At 41.2% G+C, this 18,583-nt stretch carries 19 protein-coding genes; all 19 read left to right on the top strand.

The annotated features are described in order from the left end of the window. Positions 1–48 precede the first annotated feature (48 nt). The 19 genes from NLW78_RS14545 to rpsQ all read left to right on the top strand — a co-directional run bounded on the left by NLW78_RS14545 (position 49) and on the right by rpsQ (position 18,544). Positions 49–654 (top strand): class I SAM-dependent methyltransferase, encoded by a 606-nt coding sequence (locus NLW78_RS14545; RefSeq protein ID WP_254497889.1) that lies wholly within the window; start codon positions 49–51, stop codon positions 652–654. 438 nt (positions 655–1,092) lie between these two features. Next, positions 1,093–4,638 carry a DNA-directed RNA polymerase subunit beta gene (gene rpoB / locus NLW78_RS14540; RefSeq protein WP_254497888.1) on the top strand — a complete coding sequence of 1,182 codons (3,546 nt, stop codon included), beginning with the start codon at positions 1,093–1,095 and terminating at the stop codon, positions 4,636–4,638. Positions 4,639–4,688: 50 nt separating this feature from the next. After that, on the top strand, positions 4,689–8,306 hold the full coding sequence (rpoC, locus tag NLW78_RS14535) for a DNA-directed RNA polymerase subunit beta' (protein WP_254497887.1): 3,618 nt from the start codon (positions 4,689–4,691) through the stop codon (positions 8,304–8,306). A gap of 123 nt (positions 8,307–8,429) precedes the next feature. Continuing rightward, complete coding sequence (locus NLW78_RS14530) at positions 8,430–8,681, top strand: 50S ribosomal protein L7ae-like protein (RefSeq protein ID WP_254497886.1); 252 nt, start codon at positions 8,430–8,432, stop codon at positions 8,679–8,681. A 100-nt stretch (positions 8,682–8,781) separates the two neighbouring features. After that, positions 8,782–9,195, top strand: coding sequence for a 30S ribosomal protein S12 (gene rpsL, locus NLW78_RS14525; protein ID WP_254497885.1), 414 nt, complete (start codon positions 8,782–8,784; stop codon positions 9,193–9,195). Between the two features lie 53 nt (positions 9,196–9,248). Next, the gene (gene rpsG / locus NLW78_RS14520; RefSeq protein WP_254497884.1) at positions 9,249–9,719 is read left to right on the top strand and encodes a 30S ribosomal protein S7; all 471 of its coding nucleotides are present in this window, start codon (positions 9,249–9,251) and stop codon (positions 9,717–9,719) included. Between the two features lie 50 nt (positions 9,720–9,769). Beyond that, positions 9,770–11,848, top strand: coding sequence for an elongation factor G (gene fusA, locus NLW78_RS14515; protein WP_254497883.1), 2,079 nt, complete (start codon positions 9,770–9,772; stop codon positions 11,846–11,848). A gap of 128 nt (positions 11,849–11,976) precedes the next feature. Next, positions 11,977–13,167: an elongation factor Tu gene (gene tuf / locus NLW78_RS14510; protein WP_254497882.1), complete on the top strand. Its 1,191-nt coding sequence runs from the start codon at positions 11,977–11,979 to the stop codon at positions 13,165–13,167. A gap of 325 nt (positions 13,168–13,492) precedes the next feature. Beyond that, positions 13,493–13,801, top strand: coding sequence for a 30S ribosomal protein S10 (rpsJ, locus tag NLW78_RS14505; RefSeq protein WP_254497909.1), 309 nt, complete (start codon positions 13,493–13,495; stop codon positions 13,799–13,801). A gap of 31 nt (positions 13,802–13,832) precedes the next feature. After that, positions 13,833–14,462, top strand: coding sequence for a 50S ribosomal protein L3 (gene rplC / locus NLW78_RS14500; RefSeq protein ID WP_254497881.1), 630 nt, complete (start codon positions 13,833–13,835; stop codon positions 14,460–14,462). 25 nt (positions 14,463–14,487) lie between these two features. Next, on the top strand, positions 14,488–15,111 hold the full coding sequence (rplD, locus tag NLW78_RS14495) for a 50S ribosomal protein L4 (protein WP_254497880.1): 624 nt from the start codon (positions 14,488–14,490) through the stop codon (positions 15,109–15,111). Beyond that, a complete protein-coding gene (gene rplW / locus NLW78_RS14490) occupies positions 15,111–15,407 on the top strand; it encodes a 50S ribosomal protein L23 (protein ID WP_254497879.1) in 297 nt (98 codons plus the stop codon). The genes rplD and rplW overlap by 1 nt, the downstream gene beginning before the upstream one ends. Before the next feature lie 34 nt (positions 15,408–15,441). After that, positions 15,442–16,275 (top strand): 50S ribosomal protein L2, encoded by an 834-nt coding sequence (gene rplB / locus NLW78_RS14485; RefSeq protein ID WP_254497878.1) that lies wholly within the window; start codon positions 15,442–15,444, stop codon positions 16,273–16,275. Between the two features lie 55 nt (positions 16,276–16,330). Continuing rightward, complete coding sequence (gene rpsS / locus NLW78_RS14480) at positions 16,331–16,609, top strand: 30S ribosomal protein S19 (RefSeq protein ID WP_254497877.1); 279 nt, start codon at positions 16,331–16,333, stop codon at positions 16,607–16,609. A gap of 18 nt (positions 16,610–16,627) precedes the next feature. Then, the gene (gene rplV / locus NLW78_RS14475; protein ID WP_254497876.1) at positions 16,628–16,969 is read left to right on the top strand and encodes a 50S ribosomal protein L22; all 342 of its coding nucleotides are present in this window, start codon (positions 16,628–16,630) and stop codon (positions 16,967–16,969) included. Positions 16,970–16,972: 3 nt separating this feature from the next. Then, positions 16,973–17,614, top strand: coding sequence for a 30S ribosomal protein S3 (rpsC, locus tag NLW78_RS14470; RefSeq protein WP_254497875.1), 642 nt, complete (start codon positions 16,973–16,975; stop codon positions 17,612–17,614). A gap of 18 nt (positions 17,615–17,632) precedes the next feature. Beyond that, positions 17,633–18,067 (top strand): 50S ribosomal protein L16, encoded by a 435-nt coding sequence (rplP, locus tag NLW78_RS14465; RefSeq protein WP_254497874.1) that lies wholly within the window; start codon positions 17,633–17,635, stop codon positions 18,065–18,067. Further along, positions 18,057–18,254 (top strand): 50S ribosomal protein L29, encoded by a 198-nt coding sequence (gene rpmC, locus NLW78_RS14460; protein WP_254497873.1) that lies wholly within the window; start codon positions 18,057–18,059, stop codon positions 18,252–18,254. The genes rplP and rpmC overlap by 11 nt, the downstream gene beginning before the upstream one ends. Positions 18,255–18,280: 26 nt before the next feature. Beyond that, positions 18,281–18,544, top strand: coding sequence for a 30S ribosomal protein S17 (gene rpsQ, locus NLW78_RS14455; RefSeq protein ID WP_254497872.1), 264 nt, complete (start codon positions 18,281–18,283; stop codon positions 18,542–18,544). The last annotated feature ends 39 nt before the right edge of the window (positions 18,545–18,583 follow it).

Genomic DNA, 18,583 nt, shown 5'->3' with positions numbered 1-18,583 from the left:
AAAAAAGTATATCTTTTGACACTTTTCAACTTCAGGTAGGTGATTATAATGGCGGACCATTATTACTCGAAAACCCCAAATGTAGAGAGTAAACCTGACACATGGCAATACGAACTACGTGGTGAAGTTTATACATTTACATCAGATAGAGGGGTATTTTCGAAGGGTGAGGTTGATTTTGGGTCTAAAACATTAATTGAATGTTTTGAAGAGCCGGAAGTTACAGGTGCAATCTTGGATGTTGGATGTGGATACGGACCAATTGGTTTGTCAATCGCAAAGATGTTCCCGGATCGTCATGTTGTAATGGTAGATGTGAATGAAAGAGCTCTTACTTTAGCTAAACAAAACGCCAATCAAAATGAGATTACAAATGTTACGATATCTGAAAGTGACATGCTTGAAGGTGTAAAAAACGAAACATTTGCCGCAGTAATAACTAACCCTCCCATACGTGCAGGAAAACAAGTTGTACGGACAATCATGGAGCAAAGCTATTCTGTTTTAATTGGAGGCGGGGAACTATGGGTTGTTGTACAAAAGAAGCAAGGAGCTCCGTCAATAAAGAAACAGCTTGAAAACCTCTTTGATAAGGTTGTTGTCCAAAAACGAAACAAAGGCTACTATGTATTTCGTGCAAAAAAGTTTGACTGACGTTTTATCCTATGCTAATATTATTTAATGCCAATATATAAAAACGTTTGTCAAGGGGAATTTTTATCCATTGACACGTATACATCACATCAAGAAACGGAAATAATGATATAACCGACGGGAATATGTAATATATGGTGCGTTTTGCTTTGCAAAACTTTTTTCTTTTTGTCTAACGTTAGAGAGAACGAAAATGATATCAAACATTCGTTTATAAAATGCAACGAATGTTTTATAAATAATGCTTGTAAGTGAAATGCTTAACGAGCACATTGTTCGGCATGCCTTTTTGCCGAACAGATTCTATTTCCTTTATAAATTGTTTTAGCTGTCTTTGAAAGGTAGTGGGAAACTACATAAGGGATCAGTTTATGACTGCTCCTACTATTGGGATAGTGGTCAAATTTCTAAAATAAGCTTTTTTGAGGGGTGAATCAGTTGACAGGTCAACTAGTTCAATACGGTCGCCTGCGCCAACGCAGAAGTTACGCACGAATCAGTGAAGTGTTGGAATTACCAAACCTGATTGAAATTCAAACTGCTTCTTATGAATGGTTCCTAGAAGAAGGTTTGAAAGAAATGTTCCAGGACATTTCCCCTATTGAAGACTTTACCGGCAATCTATCTTTAGAGTTTGTCGACTATAGTCTTGGTGAACCGAAATATCCGGTAGATGAATCAAAAGAGAGAGATGTCACCTATTCAGCTCCTCTTCGCGTGAAGGTTCGTCTGTTGAACAAAGAAACAGGGGAAGTAAAAGAACAAGAAGTCTTTATGGGTGACTTCCCATTAATGACAGACACAGGTACGTTTATCATTAACGGTGCTGAACGTGTAATCGTGTCCCAATTGGTGCGCTCGCCAAGTGTTTACTTCAGTGAAAAAGTAGATAAAAACGGCAAAAAAGGTTTTACTGCCACTGTAATACCAAACCGTGGTGCGTGGCTTGAATACGAAACAGATGCCAAAGATGTCGTTCATGTTCGTATTGATAGAACTCGTAAGTTACCAATTACAGTCCTCTTACGTGCGCTAGGTTTCGGTACTGATGAAGAGATTGTGGATTTAATTGGTGAAAACAGTTTCTTAAAGAACACACTTGATAAAGATAATACGGAAAATAGCGAAAAGGCTTTACTTGAAATATATGAACGTCTCCGTCCGGGAGAACCACCGACAGTAGAAAATGCGAAAAGTTTGCTTGTCTCTCGTTTCTTTGACCCGAAACGTTATGATTTAGCACATGTCGGTCGTTATAAAATGAATAAAAAACTCCATATTAAAAATCGCTTGTTTAATCAAACATTAGCTGAAACAGTAGCTGATGAGGAGACAGGAGAAGTATTAGGGAGAAAAGGTGACAAGATCGATCGCCGTCTATTAGATAAACTAATCCCATACTTAGAAGGATCTGAAGAGAACATAGGTGAGCAAATTTTAGAACCGCATGACGGGGTTCTGGAAGAACCTATTAAAGTTCAATCAATTAAAATTGTAGATCCAACTGATCCTGAGGGCGAAAAAACAATTAATGTAATTGGAAATGCTAATGTTGAAAAGCCGGTGAAGAACATTACGCCAGCTGACATCATTGCATCAATCAGTTACTTTTTTAACCTGTTGCATAACGTTGGGGATACAGATGACATCGACCACCTAGGTAATCGTCGACTTCGCTCCGTGGGAGAGTTGTTGCAAAATCAGTTCCGCATTGGTTTATCTAGAATGGAACGTGTTGTTCGTGAGCGTATGTCTATCCAAGATACAAACGCAATTACGCCACAGCAATTGATTAACATTAGACCGGTAATTGCGTCGATTAAAGAGTTCTTTGGTAGTTCGCAGTTATCTCAGTTTATGGATCAGACGAATCCTTTGGCAGAATTAACGCATAAACGTCGTTTATCTGCATTAGGACCAGGTGGTTTGACAAGAGAGCGTGCAGGGTTTGAAGTGCGTGACGTTCATTACTCTCACTATGGACGTATGTGTCCGATTGAAACACCTGAGGGTCCAAACATTGGGTTAATCAACTCCTTATCTTCATATGCGAAGGTAAATAAATTTGGTTTTATCGAAACACCATACCGCCGCGTCGATCCAGAAACAGGTAAAGTTACCGAACACATTGATTACTTAACAGCAGATGAAGAGGATAATTACGTAGTTGCTCAGGCAAACGCACGTCTGGCAGATGACGGTTCATTCATTGATGATGAAGTAATCGCTCGTTTCCGTGGTGAAAACACAGTTGTTTCCCGTGACCGCATTGACTACATGGATGTTTCGCCAAAACAAGTTGTTTCTGCAGCGACTGCATGTATTCCATTCTTGGAAAATGATGACTCTAACCGTGCACTTATGGGTGCGAACATGCAACGACAAGCAGTTCCGTTGTTACAACCAGAATCACCTATTGTTGGTACGGGTATGGAATATGTGTCTGGTAAAGATTCGGGTGCTGCTGTCATTAGTCGTCACGATGGTATTGTGGAAAGAGTAGAAGCAAAAGAAGTTTTTGTCCGTCGAGTCTCTGTCATTGATGGTAAAGAAGTGAAAGGTGACGTTGATCGATATAAACTTCAGAAATTCATTCGCTCAAACCAAGGTACATGTTATAACCAAAAGCCTATCGTAGAACAAGGTGAACGTGTGAAAAAAGGTGACATTTTGGCTGATGGCCCTTCTATGGAACAAGGTGAACTAGCATTGGGACGCAACGTCTTAGTAGCCTTTATGACATGGGATGGTTATAACTACGAGGATGCCATCATTATGAGTGAAAGACTTGTAAAAGATGATGTTTATACTTCTGTTCATATAGAAGAATATGAGTCTGAAGCTCGTGATACGAAATTAGGACCTGAAGAAATTACAAGAGATATACCTAACGTTGGTGAAGAAGCACTGAAAGACTTAGATGAAAACGGAATTATCCGTGTAGGTGCAGAAGTGTCTGACGGCGATTTACTAGTAGGAAAAGTTACACCTAAAGGTGTGACAGAGCTAACTGCTGAAGAACGACTACTTCACGCTATCTTTGGTGAAAAAGCGAGAGAAGTAAGAGATACTTCCTTACGAGTACCGCACGGTGGTGGAGGAATCGTTCTCGATGTTAAAGTATTTAACCGAGAGGACGGAGACGAATTACCACCAGGTGTAAACCAGCTCGTGAGAGTTTACGTCGTACAGAAGCGTAAAATATCCGAAGGGGATAAGATGGCGGGACGCCACGGTAACAAAGGTGTTATTTCCCGAATCTTACCTGAAGAAGATATGCCATTCATGCCAGATGGTACACCGGTAGACATCATGTTAAACCCATTAGGGGTTCCGTCGCGTATGAACATCGGTCAGGTGCTTGAGTTACACTTAGGTATGGCCGCTCGTCAATTAGGAATTCATGTTGCATCACCGGTATTTGATGGTGCTAATGAAGAAGACGTGTTAAGTACATTAGAAGAGGCCGGCATGTCTAGGGATGCGAAGACAGTTCTGTATGATGGTAGATCGGGTGAGCCATTCGATAACCGTGTTTCTGTAGGTGTCATGTACATGATTAAACTTGCTCACATGGTTGACGATAAACTACACGCGCGTTCTACTGGTCCATACTCATTAGTAACGCAACAGCCGCTGGGAGGAAAAGCTCAGTTTGGTGGTCAGCGTTTCGGTGAAATGGAGGTTTGGGCACTTGAGGCATATGGTGCTGCTTACACGTTGCAAGAGATTCTAACAGTTAAATCAGATGACGTTGTAGGTCGTGTGAAGACATATGAATCGATTGTTAAAGGTGACAACGTACCAGAACCAGGTGTACCAGAATCGTTCAAAGTATTAATTAAAGAGCTTCAAAGTTTAGGAATGGATGTAAAAGTTCTTTCCGCAGATGAAACAGAGATTGAGATGCGTGAAATTGAGGAAGATGATCAGCCAGCTGAACAGCTGAACGTCAATATGGAACAAAAAGAGGATGCTAACTAATTGTCGTTATGTTCGGGTAAATCCTTGATAATATAAGGGAGGTAGGCCCTTTGTTAGATGTAAATAATTTTGAGTATATGCAAATCGGCTTAGCTTCACCAAATAAAATCCGTTCTTGGTCATTTGGTGAGGTAAAGAAGCCAGAAACGATTAATTACCGTACACTAAAACCTGAAAAAGATGGCCTGTTTTGTGAACGTATTTTCGGTCCTACTAAGGACTGGGAGTGTCACTGTGGAAAATATAAACGGGTACGTTACAAAGGTGTTGTGTGTGACCGCTGTGGTGTTGAAGTAACGAAATCAAAAGTACGTCGTGAGCGTATGGGGCACTTAGAACTTGCTGCCCCTGTCTCTCACATTTGGTACTTTAAAGGTATTCCTAGTCGTATGGGACTTGTACTAGATATGTCCCCAAGAGCCTTGGAAGAAGTTATTTATTTTGCAGCCTATATCGTTACAGATCAAGGTGAAACACCTTTAGAAAGAAAGCAATTGCTTTCTGAAAAAGAATACCGTCAATACCGTGAAAAGTATGGAAGTGGCTTTCAAGCCCAAATGGGTGCTGAAGCAATCCGAAAATTACTTGAAGATATTGATATGGATAAGGAAGTAGAAGCACTTAAAGAAGAACTTAAGACTGCCCAAGGGCAACGTAGAACACGTGCGATTAAACGTCTTGAAGTGCTTGAATCATTCCGTCATTCTGGAAATGATCCATCATGGATGGTTCTTGACGTACTTCCGGTCATTCCACCAGAATTACGCCCTATGGTACAGTTAGACGGAGGTCGTTTTGCTACCTCTGACCTAAACGATTTGTACCGCCGTGTTATTAACCGTAACAACCGCTTGAAACGACTACTGGATCTTGGTGCTCCAAGTATTATCGTCCAAAATGAGAAGCGTATGCTTCAAGAAGCAGTTGATGCGTTAATTGATAACGGTCGTCGTGGTCGTCCTGTAACTGGACCGGGTAACCGTCCATTAAAGTCATTGTCACACATGTTAAAAGGTAAGCAAGGACGTTTCCGCCAAAACTTACTTGGTAAACGTGTTGACTATTCTGGTCGTTCCGTAATCGTTGTAGGTCCAAACTTGAAAATGTATCAATGTGGTCTTCCGAAAGAAATGGCCTTAGAACTATTTAAGCCATTTGTGATGAAAGAACTTGTTGACCGTGGCTTAGCACACAACATTAAATCAGCGAAGCGAAAGATTGAACGTGTAAACCCTGACGTTTGGGATGTACTAGAAGATGTTATTAAAGAACATCCTGTACTATTAAACCGTGCACCAACCCTTCACAGATTAGGTATTCAAGCATTTGAACCTACACTGGTAGAAGGTAGGGCCATTCGCCTGCACCCGCTTGTGTGTACAGCATATAACGCGGACTTTGACGGTGACCAAATGGCGGTACACGTTCCTCTTTCAGCAGAAGCGCAGGCAGAAGCTCGCTTGTTAATGCTAGCTGCTCAAAACATTCTAAATCCGAAGGATGGTAAGCCAGTTGTTACACCTTCTCAGGATATGGTGTTAGGTAACTATTACTTAACATTGGAGCGCAAAAATGCACTCGGAGAGGGTCGTGTATTCAAAGATACTGATGAAGCTGTAATTGCTTATCAAAATGGATATGTACACTTGCATACACGTGTTGCAGTACATGCAAGTTCCTTAAACAATAATACATTTACTGAAGAGCAAAATAATCAGCTTCTTTTAACGACTGTTGGTAAATTAATCTTCAACAGAATTTTGCCAGAATCGTTCCCGTATATTAATGAACCAACATTAGATAATTTGGAGAAAGAGACGCCTGAAAAATACTTTGTACCTAAAGGTACCAATGTAAAAGAAGAGCTTGAGAAACGCGATCTTGTAGGTCCGTTCAAGAAAGGTATTCTTGGAGATATCATTGCTGAAGTGTTTAAACGTTTTAAAATTTCAGAGACGTCTAAAATGTTGGACCGTATGAAGGACTTAGGTTTTGCATACTCCACTAAAGCAGGTATTACAATTGGTGTGTCTGATATCGTTGTATTACCTGAAAAGCAAGAAATTTTAGATGAAGCTCAAGATAAAGTAGACCGTGTCATTAAACAGTTCCGTCGTGGTTTAATTACTGGTGAAGAACGCTATGACCGTGTTATCGCTATTTGGACAGAAGCAAAAGACGTCATTCAGGAAAAGCTGATGAAGACATTGGATCCAACGAACCCTATCTTCATGATGAGTGACTCTGGTGCCCGCGGTAACGCATCTAACTTTACGCAGCTGGCGGGTATGCGTGGTCTAATGGCAAACCCATCAGGTAGAATTATCGAGTTGCCGATCAAGTCCAGTTTCCGTGAAGGTTTAACAGTGTTAGAGTACTTTATCTCTACTCACGGTGCACGTAAAGGTCTAGCCGATACGGCACTTAAGACTGCGGACTCAGGTTACTTAACTCGCCGACTAGTAGATGTTGCCCAAGATGTTATCGTTCGCGAAGACGATTGTGGAACAGATCGGGGTACTATGGTGTCTACATTGCGTGACGGTGACGAAACAATTGTGCCGTTAATTGATCGATTAATTGGCCGTACAGCATTTAAAACAGTTACGAAACCTGAAACAAATGAAGTGATTGTTTCTCGTAATGAAGTCATTTCTGAAGATATGGCGAAGCAAATTGTCAATGCTGGTATAGAGGATGTTTACATCCGTTCTGTATTCACATGTAATACGAAGCATGGCGTATGTAAAAAATGTTATGGCCGTAACTTAGCAACAGGAGAAGAGGTAGAAGTAGGAGAAGCGGTTGGTATTATCGCTGCACAATCTATCGGTGAACCTGGAACACAGCTTACAATGCGTACGTTCCACACTGGTGGTGTTGCAGGAGACGATATCACGCAAGGTTTACCTCGTATCCAAGAGCTATTTGAAGCACGTAACCCTAAAGGTCAAGCTGCAATTACAGAGGTTCATGGTACGATTGAAGCGATTAACGAAGCGAAGGATAACAAGATGGAAATTGTTGTCCAAGGGGACGTTGAAAAGAGAACGTATACCGTTCCTTATAGCGCAAGAATGAAGGTTTCTATTGGAGATGCCGTAGTAGCAGGTCAAGAACTAACGGAAGGTTCTGTCGATCCGAAAGAACTTCTGAAAGTTGGCGGCTTGCAAAGTGTTCAACAATATATCCTTCGTGAAGTGCAAAAAGTTTATCGCATGCAAGGTGTAGAAATTAGCGATAAACATATTGAGGTTATGGTACGACAAATGCTACGTAAAATTAAGGTTGTTGAATCTGGAGAGACTGATGTTCTACCAGGATCACTCCTTGAAGTTTACCAATTTAAAGAAGCAAACCGTAACGCATTAATTGGTAGCAAACAACCAGCAGTAGGTCGTCCTGTACTACTTGGTATTACAAAAGCTTCCCTTGAAACTGATTCATTCTTATCAGCGGCTTCGTTCCAGGAGACTACAAGAGTTCTTACAGAAGCTGCGATTAAAGGAAAACGTGATGAACTATTAGGCTTGAAAGAAAATGTTATTATTGGTAAATTAGTTCCTGCCGGGACTGGTATGAACCGTTACCGTAGACTAGGAGTTCAAAAGAACGTAGAAGAAGAATCAGTAGCAGAAGAAGTAGAAGAAGAAATCACAACACAGTAACAAGTTGAGTATATACAATGGGAGCACTTTGAATTATATAAAAATACAATTGACATTCATATACGTGAATGATAATATATTCAAGGTGCTTCCATTAAACCTTGTTGCTTTGGAGGATAACTTATGTCTTATGAAAAAGTAGCACAGGCTAAATCAAATGTGATTGTTGGAACGAAACAAACAATAAAAGCTATGAAAAATGGCGCTGTTCAACTCGTTGTAATTGCGAACGACGCAGATCGTCAAGTTACAAGTAGAGTCATTCATCTCGCGGAGGATTTAGGCATTCCGATTTCCTATGTGGATTCTATGAAAAAGCTGGGAAAGTCATGTGGGATCGATGTGGGAGCAGCAACAGTTGCCATTAAACAATAAGCTTCGGTGGGTAACCGCTGAAAGTTTGTTTTTTTGCCTAATAATGAACCACCTGGATGTGTGGGATTACAACATAAAGATACGAAGGGAGGAAAAACAAATGCCTACTATTAACCAGCTTGTACGTAAAGGCCGTACTACTAAAGGTAAAAAGTCTGATTCACCAGCACTTAACAAAGGGTACAATAGCTTCAAAAAAGCTATGACTAACCAGTCTTCACCTCAAAAACGTGGTGTTTGTACACGTGTTGGTACAATGACTCCTAAGAAACCTAACTCAGCACTACGTAAATATGCTCGTGTGCGTTTAACAAACGGTATCGAGGTTACTGCATATATCCCTGGAATCGGCCACAACTTGCAGGAGCACAGTGTAGTACTAATCCGTGGTGGTCGTGTTAAAGACTTACCTGGTGTACGTTACCACATTGTTCGTGGTGCACTTGACACTGCAGGTGTTGAAGGTCGTATGCAAGGTCGTTCCAAGTACGGTACGAAAAGACCTAAAAAATAAATCCATGCAAAAGATAAGCATGAATAACAATGATGTTGAAAGGAGGGGGAATTATGCCTCGTAAAGGTCCAGTAGCGAAACGTGATGTATTACCAGATCCATTATATAATTCCAAGCTAGTAACTCGATTGATTAACCAAATCATGGTTGATGGTAAGCGTGGTATTGCTCAAAAGATTTTATATAATGCGTTTGAACTAGTTAAAGAGCGTAGCGGTCAAGATGCTATGGAAGTATTTGAACAAGCACTTAAAAACGTAATGCCTGTACTTGAAGTACGTGCACGTCGTGTTGGTGGTTCTAACTACCAAGTACCAGTTGAAGTACGTCCAGAACGTCGTCAAGCGCTAGGTTTACGTTGGATCGTAAACTACGCAAAACTTCGTGGTGAGAAAACTATGGAAGAACGTCTTGCTAATGAAATTCTTGATGCTGCAAACAATACTGGTGCAGCGGTTAAAAAGCGTGAAGATATGCACAAAATGGCAGAAGCTAACAAAGCATTTGCACATTACCGTTGGTAATATCTTAAACATCAAACTACTAAAATATATTGCAGGAAGGAGAAAGTTGCATGCCTAGAGAGTTCTCCTTAGACAAATACCGTAACATTGGAATTATGGCTCACATTGATGCCGGAAAAACGACAGCAACTGAGCGTATTTTGTTCTATACAGGCCGAATTCATAAAATCGGGGAAACTCACGAAGGTGCTTCTCAAATGGACTGGATGGAGCAGGAGCAGGAGCGTGGTATTACTATCACTTCCGCTGCAACAACAGCCCAATGGAAAGGCCATCGTATTAACATTATCGATACCCCTGGTCACGTTGACTTCACCGTAGAGGTTGAACGTTCACTACGTGTACTAGACGGTGCGGTAGCTGTGTTAGACGCACAATCTGGTGTTGAGCCCCAAACTGAAACGGTTTGGCGCCAAGCAACAACTTATGGAGTTCCGCGTATTGTATTCATTAACAAAATGGATAAAATTGGTGCGGACTTCCTTTACTCCGCAGGCACGATTTCTGATCGCCTAGGAGCTAATGCACATCCAATTCAGTTACCGATTGGTGCTGAGGATGAATTTGAAGGAATCATTGACTTAATTAACATGGAAGCTTATTACTACCTTGATGACTTAGGAACACGTGCAGAAGCACGCGAAATTCCTGATGAGTACAAGGAGCAAGCTGAAGAGTATCGCACAAGCCTGCTTGAGTCAGTAGCTGAGCTGGATGAAGAGTTAATGATGAAATACTTGGAAGGGGAAGAAATTTCTAACGATGAGTTGAAAGCGGCTATCCGTGAAGCAACTTGTAACGTTGAATTCTACCCAATTCTATGTGGTTCTGCCTTCAAAAACAAAGGGGTTCAGTTAATGATCGATGCTGTTATCGATTATCTGCCATCCCCATTAGACGTACCTCCAATCCAAGGTATCGTTCCTGGTACTGAGGAAGAAGTCGTACGTAAATCTGATGATAAAGAACCATTCTCTGCTTTAGCGTTTAAAGTTATGACAGACCCATATGTTGGTAAGCTAACATTCTTCCGTGCATATTCTGGTACGCTAAATGCTGGTTCTTATGTTAAAAACTCTACAAAAGACAAGCGTGAGCGCGTAGGACGTATTCTACAAATGCACGCGAATCACCGTGAAGAAGTTCCAACTGTATATGCTGGTGACATCGCCGCTGCGGTTGGTTTGAAAGATACGGCAACAGGTGACACTCTATGTGATGATAAGAACCTTGTTATCTTAGAGTCCATGGAATTCCCGGAGCCTGTTATCTCTGTTGCAATTGAGCCAAAATCTAAAGCAGACCAAGATAAAATGGGTATCGCACTAGCGAAACTTGCTGAAGAGGATCCAACATTCAAAACTGAAACAAACGTTGAAACTGGTCAAACAATCATCTCAGGTATGGGTGAACTACACTTAGACATCATTGTAGACCGTCTAAAACGTGAATTTAAAGTAGAAGCGAATGTTGGTGCACCACAGGTTGCTTACCGTGAAACTTTCCGTGCTTCAGCAGAAGTTGAAGGTAAATTTGTCCGTCAGTCTGGTGGACGTGGACAATACGGTCATGTTTGGGTTAAGTTTGAACCAAACGAAGAGGGTGCAGGTTTTGAATTTGTGAACAAAATTGTTGGTGGTGTAGTTCCACGTGAATACATCCCTGCAGTTCAAGCGGGTATTGAAGAGTCACTAGACAATGGTGTACTTGCGGGATATCCACTAATTGATGTTAAAGCTACGCTATTCGATGGATCTTACCATGATGTAGACTCCAACGAAACAGCATTTAAAGTAGCAGCATCACTCGCTCTAAGAGAAGCGAAAAAGAAATGTTCTCCAGTAATTCTTGAGCCAATGATGAAAGTTGAAGTTGTTGTACCTGAAGAATACATGGGAGACATTATGGGTGATGTTACTTCTCGTCGTGGCCGTGTTGAAGGTATGGGCGCACGTGGCAATGCTTCTGTAGTTAATGCGTTTGTTCCATTATCCGAAATGTTTGGATATGCAACATCATTGCGTTCCAACACTCAAGGACGTGGAACTTATACTATGCACTTCTCTCATTACGAAGAAGTACCTAAGAGCATTTCAGAGGAAATTATCAAAAAAAATAGTGGTGAATAATTGATTTTTTAATCACTATCTATTATAACTTGTATTGTAAGCTTGGGAGTTTATTGACAACAATAAACTTCCAAGCAAAACATAAAAAACAATCCATAAGATTTCTATTTTTAAAGGAGGAAACATAAATGTCAAAAGAAAAATTCGACCGTTCCAAAGCCCACGTTAACGTTGGGACAATTGGACACGTAGACCATGGTAAAACTACATTAACTGCTGCAATCTCAACAGTACTTCACAGTAAGTCTGGTAAAGGTACAGCAATGGCTTATGACCAAATCGATGGTGCTCCTGAAGAGCGCGAGCGTGGAATCACAATCGCAACAGCTCACGTTGAGTACGAAACTGAAAACCGTCACTACGCACACGTTGACTGCCCAGGCCACGCTGACTATGTTAAAAACATGATCACTGGTGCTGCGCAAATGGACGGAGCAATCCTTGTAGTATCTGCAGCTGATGGCCCAATGCCACAGACTCGTGAGCACATCCTTCTTTCTCGTCAAGTAGGTGTTCCTGCAATCGTAGTATTCTTAAACAAAGTAGATATGGTTGACGATGAAGAGCTACTTGAATTAGTTGAAATGGAAGTACGTGACCTTCTAAGCGAATACGACTTCCCTGGTGATGATGTACCAGTAATTAAAGGTTCTGCTCTTAAAGCACTTGAAGGTGACGAAGAGTATGCTAACCGTATTTTTGAACTAATGGACGCTGTTGATGAGTACATTCCAACTCCTGAGCGTGACACTGACAAAGACTTCATGATGCCAGTTGAGGACGTATTCTCTATTACTGGTCGTGGTACAGTTGCTACAGGTCGTGTTGAGCGTGGACAAATCAAAGTTGGTGACGAAGTTGAGATCATTGGTCTTACTGAAGAGCCATCTAAAACAACTGTAACAGGAGTAGAAATGTTCCGTAAGCTTCTTGACTATGCTGAAGCTGGTGACAACATTGGTGCACTACTTCGTGGTGTTTCTCGTGAAGACATCAAGCGTGGTCAAGTACTAGCAAAGCCTGGTTCAATCACTCCACATACAAAGTTTAAAGCGGAAGTTTATGTTCTTTCTAAAGAAGAAGGTGGACGTCACACTCCATTCTTCACAAACTACCGCCCACAGTTCTACTTCCGTACAACTGACGTAACTGGCGTTATTCAACTTCCAGAAGGCGTTGAAATGGTAATGCCTGGCGATAACGTTGAAATGACAGTTGAACTTATTTCACCAATCGCAATCGAGGACGGTACTAAGTTCTCTATCCGTGAAGGTGGACGTACAGTAGGCGCTGGCGTTGTATCTGTAATTCAAGAGTAATTTTTCTAATAAAACAGGTAGCTTATGGTAAGCTGCCTGTTTTTTTTGTCCAGAAAAGGTCTATATATATTAAAAAAGTCTGACTAATTCTAGAACCCTTGAAAAGACTAGTTGTAGTATGTATAATAATTTTCGTGCTATTTTATGAATAAAAAAATTCATAGTTGCATAACGCCTCAGACTTATATATAATAAGTAATGTTGGTCATAAAAGGCGATGATGTGGAAGGTTGCTGACACACCCGGCCCCTTTGCCATGGCGGGTGGTTTGGAAATTTCCACGGAGAAGCTCTTTTTTAAATTGAGCGAAAAAGGAGGGAAAATAATGGCAAAAGAAAAGATTCGTATCCGTTTGAAGGCGTATGATCACCGTATTCTTGATCAATCTGCTGAGAAAATTGTTGAAACAGCTAAACGTTCTGGAGCTGGTGTTTCAGGTCCAATTCCGTTACCAACGGAAAGAACGGTTTACACAATTCTTCGTGCGGTACACAAGTACAAAGACGCTCGTGAGCAGTTCGAGATGCGTACTCACAAACGCTTAGTTGATATTGTGAACCCAACGCCACAAACTGTGGATTCACTAATGCGTCTAGATCTACCGTCTGGCGTAGATATTGAAATCAAACTATAAAATACATGAAATGAAATAGGAGGTGTAACGGATGGCGAAAGGAATCTTAGGTAAGAAAATCGGTATGACTCAACTTTTCTCTGAAGATGGCGAATTAGTACCGGTAACTGTTGTTCAAGTTGAACCTAACGTTGTTCTTCAAAAGAAGACAACTGAAAATGACGGCTATGAAGCGATTCAAATTGGCATAGCTGATAAAAAAGAAGTACGCGCAAACAAACCAGAAAAGGGTCATGCTGAAAAAGCAAACACAAACCCTAAGCGCTACATTCGCGAAATCCGTAATGCAGGTCTTGGCGATTATGAAGTAGGTCAAGAGTTGAAAGTGGATCTTTTCGAAGCTGGAGAAACAGTAGATGTAACAGGAACTTCTAAAGGGAAAGGTTTCCAAGGTGCAATTAAGCGCCACAACCAATCTCGTGGTCCAATGACTCACGGTTCTCGTTATCACCGTCGTCCTGGTACAATGGGTCCTATCGATCCAATGCACGTACTAAAAGGTAAAAAATTACCTGGACAAATGGGTGGCGAAACTGTAACGATTCAAAACCTGGAAGTTGTGAAAGTTGATACAGAAAACAATTTACTGCTAATTAAAGGAAATGTTCCTGGTGCGAAAAAATCATTCGTACAAATTACAAGTGCGGTAAAGGCTAAATAAGTTCTAAACGAAAGGAGGATATGTCATGCCTAAAGTAGCACTATTTAATCAAGGTGGTTCACAGGTCGGTGATGTAGAGCTAGCTGATCAAGTTTTTGGTATTGAGCCAAACGAACACGTGTTAAACGAAGTTGTGTTGATGCAACGTGCATCTCTGCGTCAAGGTACACACAAAGTAAAAAATCGCTCTCAAGTATCAGGAGGCGGACGTAAGCCGTGGCGTCAAAAAGGTACTGGCCGTGCACGTCAAGGTTCTATCCGTTCACCACAGTGGGTAGGCGGTGGAACAGTATTCGGTCCTACGCCAAGAAGCTATAGTTACAAACTTCCTAAGAAAGTTCGTCGCTTAGCACTACGTTCTGCGTTATCTTCTAAAGTAGTAGAAGACAACATTATAGTTTTAGAAAACATCACATTTGATGCTCCTAAAACGAAAGATGTTGTGAAAATGCTTGAAGCATTGAACGTGGAAGGAAAAACATTAATCGTTACAGCGGATAACAATGAAACAGTTGAACGTTCTGCTAACAATCTTCCAAACGTGAAAGTTTTAACAGTAGAACAAGTAAATGTTCTTGAATTGCTAACGCATGACAAACTAGTCATCACTAAGGAAGCAGCGGAAAAAGCAGGGGAGGTGCTTGCATAATGAAGGACCCACGTGATATTATTAAGCGCCCTGTCATTACTGAAAACACTGCAGATCTAATGGCAGATAAACAGTATACTTTCGAAGTAGATCCGAAAGCGAACAAGACTGAAATTAAACAGGCTGTTGAAGTGATTTTTGGTGTCGAAGTTGAGAGAGTAAACACACTGAATCGAAAAGGTAAGTTTAGAAGAATGGGACGTTATGGTGGTTACCGCCCTAACCGTAAAAATGCTATTGTTAAGCTTTCTGCTGACAGTAAAGAGCTTGACTTTTTCGAAGGTGTAGAAGAATAAGAATTGAAAAATATTACTAAAGGAGGGAATAAGGATGGCGATCAAAAAGTATAAGCCAACCTCAAACGGTCGTCGTGGCATGTCAGCTTCTGATTTTGCAGAAATTACGACTGATAAACCTGAGAAATCCTTGCTTGCGCCACTTAGCAAACGTGCTGGGCGTAACAACCAAGGTAAAATGACTGTACGCCATCAAGGCGGAGGTCATAAGCGTAAATACCGTATTATCGACTTCAAGCGCGATAAAGACGGAATACCAGGACGCGTTGCTACGATCGAATACGATCCAAACCGTTCTGCAAACATCGCTTTAATCAACTATGTTGATGGTGAAAAGCGTTACATTCTTGCTCCTAAAGGTTTGCAAGTAGGTCAAGAAATTCAAGCTGGTGAAGGTGCTGACATTAAAGTCGGTAACGCACTACCACTTAAAAACATTCCAGTGGGTACTGTTATCCACAACATCGAACTCAAGCCAGGTCGTGGTGGACAATTAGTCCGTTCTGCTGGAGCACAAGCTCAAATTCTAGGTCGTGAAGATAAATACGTTCTTGTACGTCTGACATCTGGCGAAACACGTATGATTCTAGGAACTTGTCGTGCTACTGTAGGTCAAGTAGGTAACTTAGATCACGAACTTATTAACATTGGTAAAGCTGGACGTAACCGTTGGAAAGGTAAGCGCCCAACTGTACGTGGTTCTGTAATGAACCCTAGTGATCACCCACACGGTGGTGGTGAAGGTCGTGCGCCAATCGGACGCCCATCTCCAGTTACTCCATGGGGTAAACCAACACTTGGACTTAAGACACGTAAGCGTAACAAGCAATCTGATAAATATATTGTACGACGTCGTCGTAAAAAATAACGGGGTTGCTAGATGGAAGATTTAACGTCTTTCAATCACGAAGGGAGGTTTATTTATGGGTCGTAGTTTAAAAAAGGGACCTTTCGTTGATGATCATTTAATGAAAAAAGTTGAGAAATTGAACGAAGACGATAAGAAACAGGTTATTAAAACTTGGTCTCGTCGTTCTACAATCTTCCCTAACTTTGTAGGGCACACAATCGCTGTGTATGACGGACGCAAGCATGTACCTGTTTATGTTACTGAAGACATGGTGGGTCACAAACTAGGTGAATTCGCACCAACACGTACGTATAAAGGCCATGCTGGCGACGATAAGAAAACAAAACGCTAATGAGAGGAGGCACACAAAATGCAAGCTAAAGCCGTTGCAAAATCCGTTCGTATAGCTCCTCGTAAAGCTCGTTTAGTGATTGATTTAATTCGAGGAAAAGAAGTTGGCGAAGCTATTGCTATTTTGCGCCACACAAATCGTGCGGCTTCTCCAGTTGTTGAGAAAGTATTGAAATCTGCAATTGCAAACGCAGAGCACAACTATGAATTGGATCCGGAAAATTTAGTTGTTTCTGAAGCATTTGTAAACGAGGGTGTAACATTGAAACGTTTCCGCCCACGTGCGATGGGTCGTGCTTCACAAATCAACAAACGCACCAGCCATATTACGGTTGTTGTAACAGAAAAAAAGGAGGGATAATTCGTGGGTCAAAAAGTTAACCCGGTCGGTCTTCGTGTCGGTGTCATCCGTGATTGGGAATCAAAATGGTACGCTGGCAAAGACTACTCAGAATTGCTTCATGAAGATATTAAGATTCGTGAATATATTGAAAACCGTTTGAATGACGCATCAGTTTCCGCTGTGGAAATTGAACGTGCTGCAAATCGTGTAAATATTACAATCCACACAGGTAAGCCTGGAATGGTTATCGGTAAAGGCGGATCCGAAGTGGAAGCATTAAGAAAATCATTGAATGGTCTAACAGGTAAAAAAGTTCACATCAACATCGTTGAAGTGAAGAAGCCTGAATTAGATGCTAATCTAGTAGCGGAAAACATTGCTCGCCAACTAGAGAATCGTGTTTCTTTCCGTCGTGTACAGAAGCAAGCGATTCAACGTGCAATGCGCGCTGGTGCTAAAGGAATCAAAACACAAGTATCTGGTCGTCTAGGCGGTGCAGATATTGCTCGTGCAGAACATTACAGTGAAGGTACTGTTCCACTACACACACTACGTGCTGATATTGACTACGGTACTGCAGAAGCAGATACTACGTACGGTAAATTAGGTGTAAAAGTGTGGATCTATCGTGGAGAAGTCCTTCCAACGAAGAAAGATAATTAAGGAAGGGGGATCAGCAATATGTTAATGCCTAAACGTGTAAAATACCGTAAACAACATCGTACTAGCTTAAAAGGTAAAGCTAAAGGTGGTACAGAAGTAGCATTCGGTGAGTTTGGTCTGCAAGCCTTAGAAGGTGCTTGGATTACTAGCCGTCAAATTGAGGCTGCTCGTATTGCAATGACTCGTTATATGAAACGTGGCGGTAAAGTTTGGATTAAAATCTTCCCTGATAAGCCAAAAACCGCAAAACCTTTAGAGGTCCGCATGGGTTCTGGTAAAGGTGCTCCTGAAGGATGGGTAGCAGTAGTAAAGCCAGGCAAAATCATGTTTGAAATTGCGGGAGTGTCTGAGGAAGTAGCTCGTGAAGCGTTACGTCTTGCTTCTCACAAACTACCGGTTAAAACTAAGTTTGTAAAACGTGAAGAAATTGGTGGTGAATCAAATGAAGGCTAATGAAATTAGAGAACTAACCACTGCCGAAATCGAACAAAAAGTAAAGTCTTTAAAAGAAGAGTTATTTAATTTACGCTTTCAACTGGCTACTGGCCAACTAGAAAACACTGCACGTATTCGTGAAGTGCGTAAATCAATCGCTCGTATGAAAACCGTTGTTCGTGAAAGAGAATTAGGTACTAAATAATTGAAATTGAGAGGAGGTCTGCCTCAATGAGTGAACGTAACAATCGTAAAGTTTACACTGGTCGTGTTGTTTCAGACAAAATGGATAAAACAATTACAGTTTTAGTGGAAACTTACAAATTCCACCCATTATATGGTAAACGTGTAAAGTACTCTAAGAAATTTAAGACTCATGATGAAAACAACCAAGCTAAAAAAGGTGATATCGTCCGCATTATGGAAACTAGACCACTTTCAGCTACAAAGCGTTTTCGTCTTGTAGAAATCGTTGAAGAAGCGGTTATTATTTAATAAAGTTCGCTCGGAAGGATTCCGAAGGGAGGTAACAAC

It is taken from the genome of Salirhabdus salicampi, from assembly GCF_024259515.1.
Lineage (GTDB): Bacteria > Bacillota > Bacilli > Bacillales > Alkalibacillaceae > Salirhabdus_A > Salirhabdus_A salicampi.
This window is presented reverse-complemented; position numbering and strand designations above follow the sequence as displayed.

Coding starts and splice junctions, on each gene's coding strand:
- rplP (WP_254497874.1), top strand. CDS start 17,633: ATGTTAATGCCTAAACGTGTAAAATACCGTAAACAACATCGTACTAGC.
- rpsL (WP_254497885.1), top strand. CDS start 8,782: ATGCCTACTATTAACCAGCTTGTACGTAAAGGCCGTACTACTAAAGGT.
- tuf (WP_254497882.1), top strand. CDS start 11,977: ATGTCAAAAGAAAAATTCGACCGTTCCAAAGCCCACGTTAACGTTGGG.
- rpsG (WP_254497884.1), top strand. CDS start 9,249: ATGCCTCGTAAAGGTCCAGTAGCGAAACGTGATGTATTACCAGATCCA.
- NLW78_RS14530 (WP_254497886.1), top strand. CDS start 8,430: ATGTCTTATGAAAAAGTAGCACAGGCTAAATCAAATGTGATTGTTGGA.
- rpsJ (WP_254497909.1), top strand. CDS start 13,493: ATGGCAAAAGAAAAGATTCGTATCCGTTTGAAGGCGTATGATCACCGT.
- rplV (WP_254497876.1), top strand. CDS start 16,628: ATGCAAGCTAAAGCCGTTGCAAAATCCGTTCGTATAGCTCCTCGTAAA.
- NLW78_RS14545 (WP_254497889.1), top strand. CDS start 49: ATGGCGGACCATTATTACTCGAAAACCCCAAATGTAGAGAGTAAACCT.
- rplB (WP_254497878.1), top strand. CDS start 15,442: ATGGCGATCAAAAAGTATAAGCCAACCTCAAACGGTCGTCGTGGCATG.
- rpsQ (WP_254497872.1), top strand. CDS start 18,281: ATGAGTGAACGTAACAATCGTAAAGTTTACACTGGTCGTGTTGTTTCA.
- rplD (WP_254497880.1), top strand. CDS start 14,488: ATGCCTAAAGTAGCACTATTTAATCAAGGTGGTTCACAGGTCGGTGAT.
- rplC (WP_254497881.1), top strand. CDS start 13,833: ATGGCGAAAGGAATCTTAGGTAAGAAAATCGGTATGACTCAACTTTTC.
- rpsS (WP_254497877.1), top strand. CDS start 16,331: ATGGGTCGTAGTTTAAAAAAGGGACCTTTCGTTGATGATCATTTAATG.
- rpmC (WP_254497873.1), top strand. CDS start 18,057: ATGAAGGCTAATGAAATTAGAGAACTAACCACTGCCGAAATCGAACAA.
- fusA (WP_254497883.1), top strand. CDS start 9,770: ATGCCTAGAGAGTTCTCCTTAGACAAATACCGTAACATTGGAATTATG.
- rplW (WP_254497879.1), top strand. CDS start 15,111: ATGAAGGACCCACGTGATATTATTAAGCGCCCTGTCATTACTGAAAAC.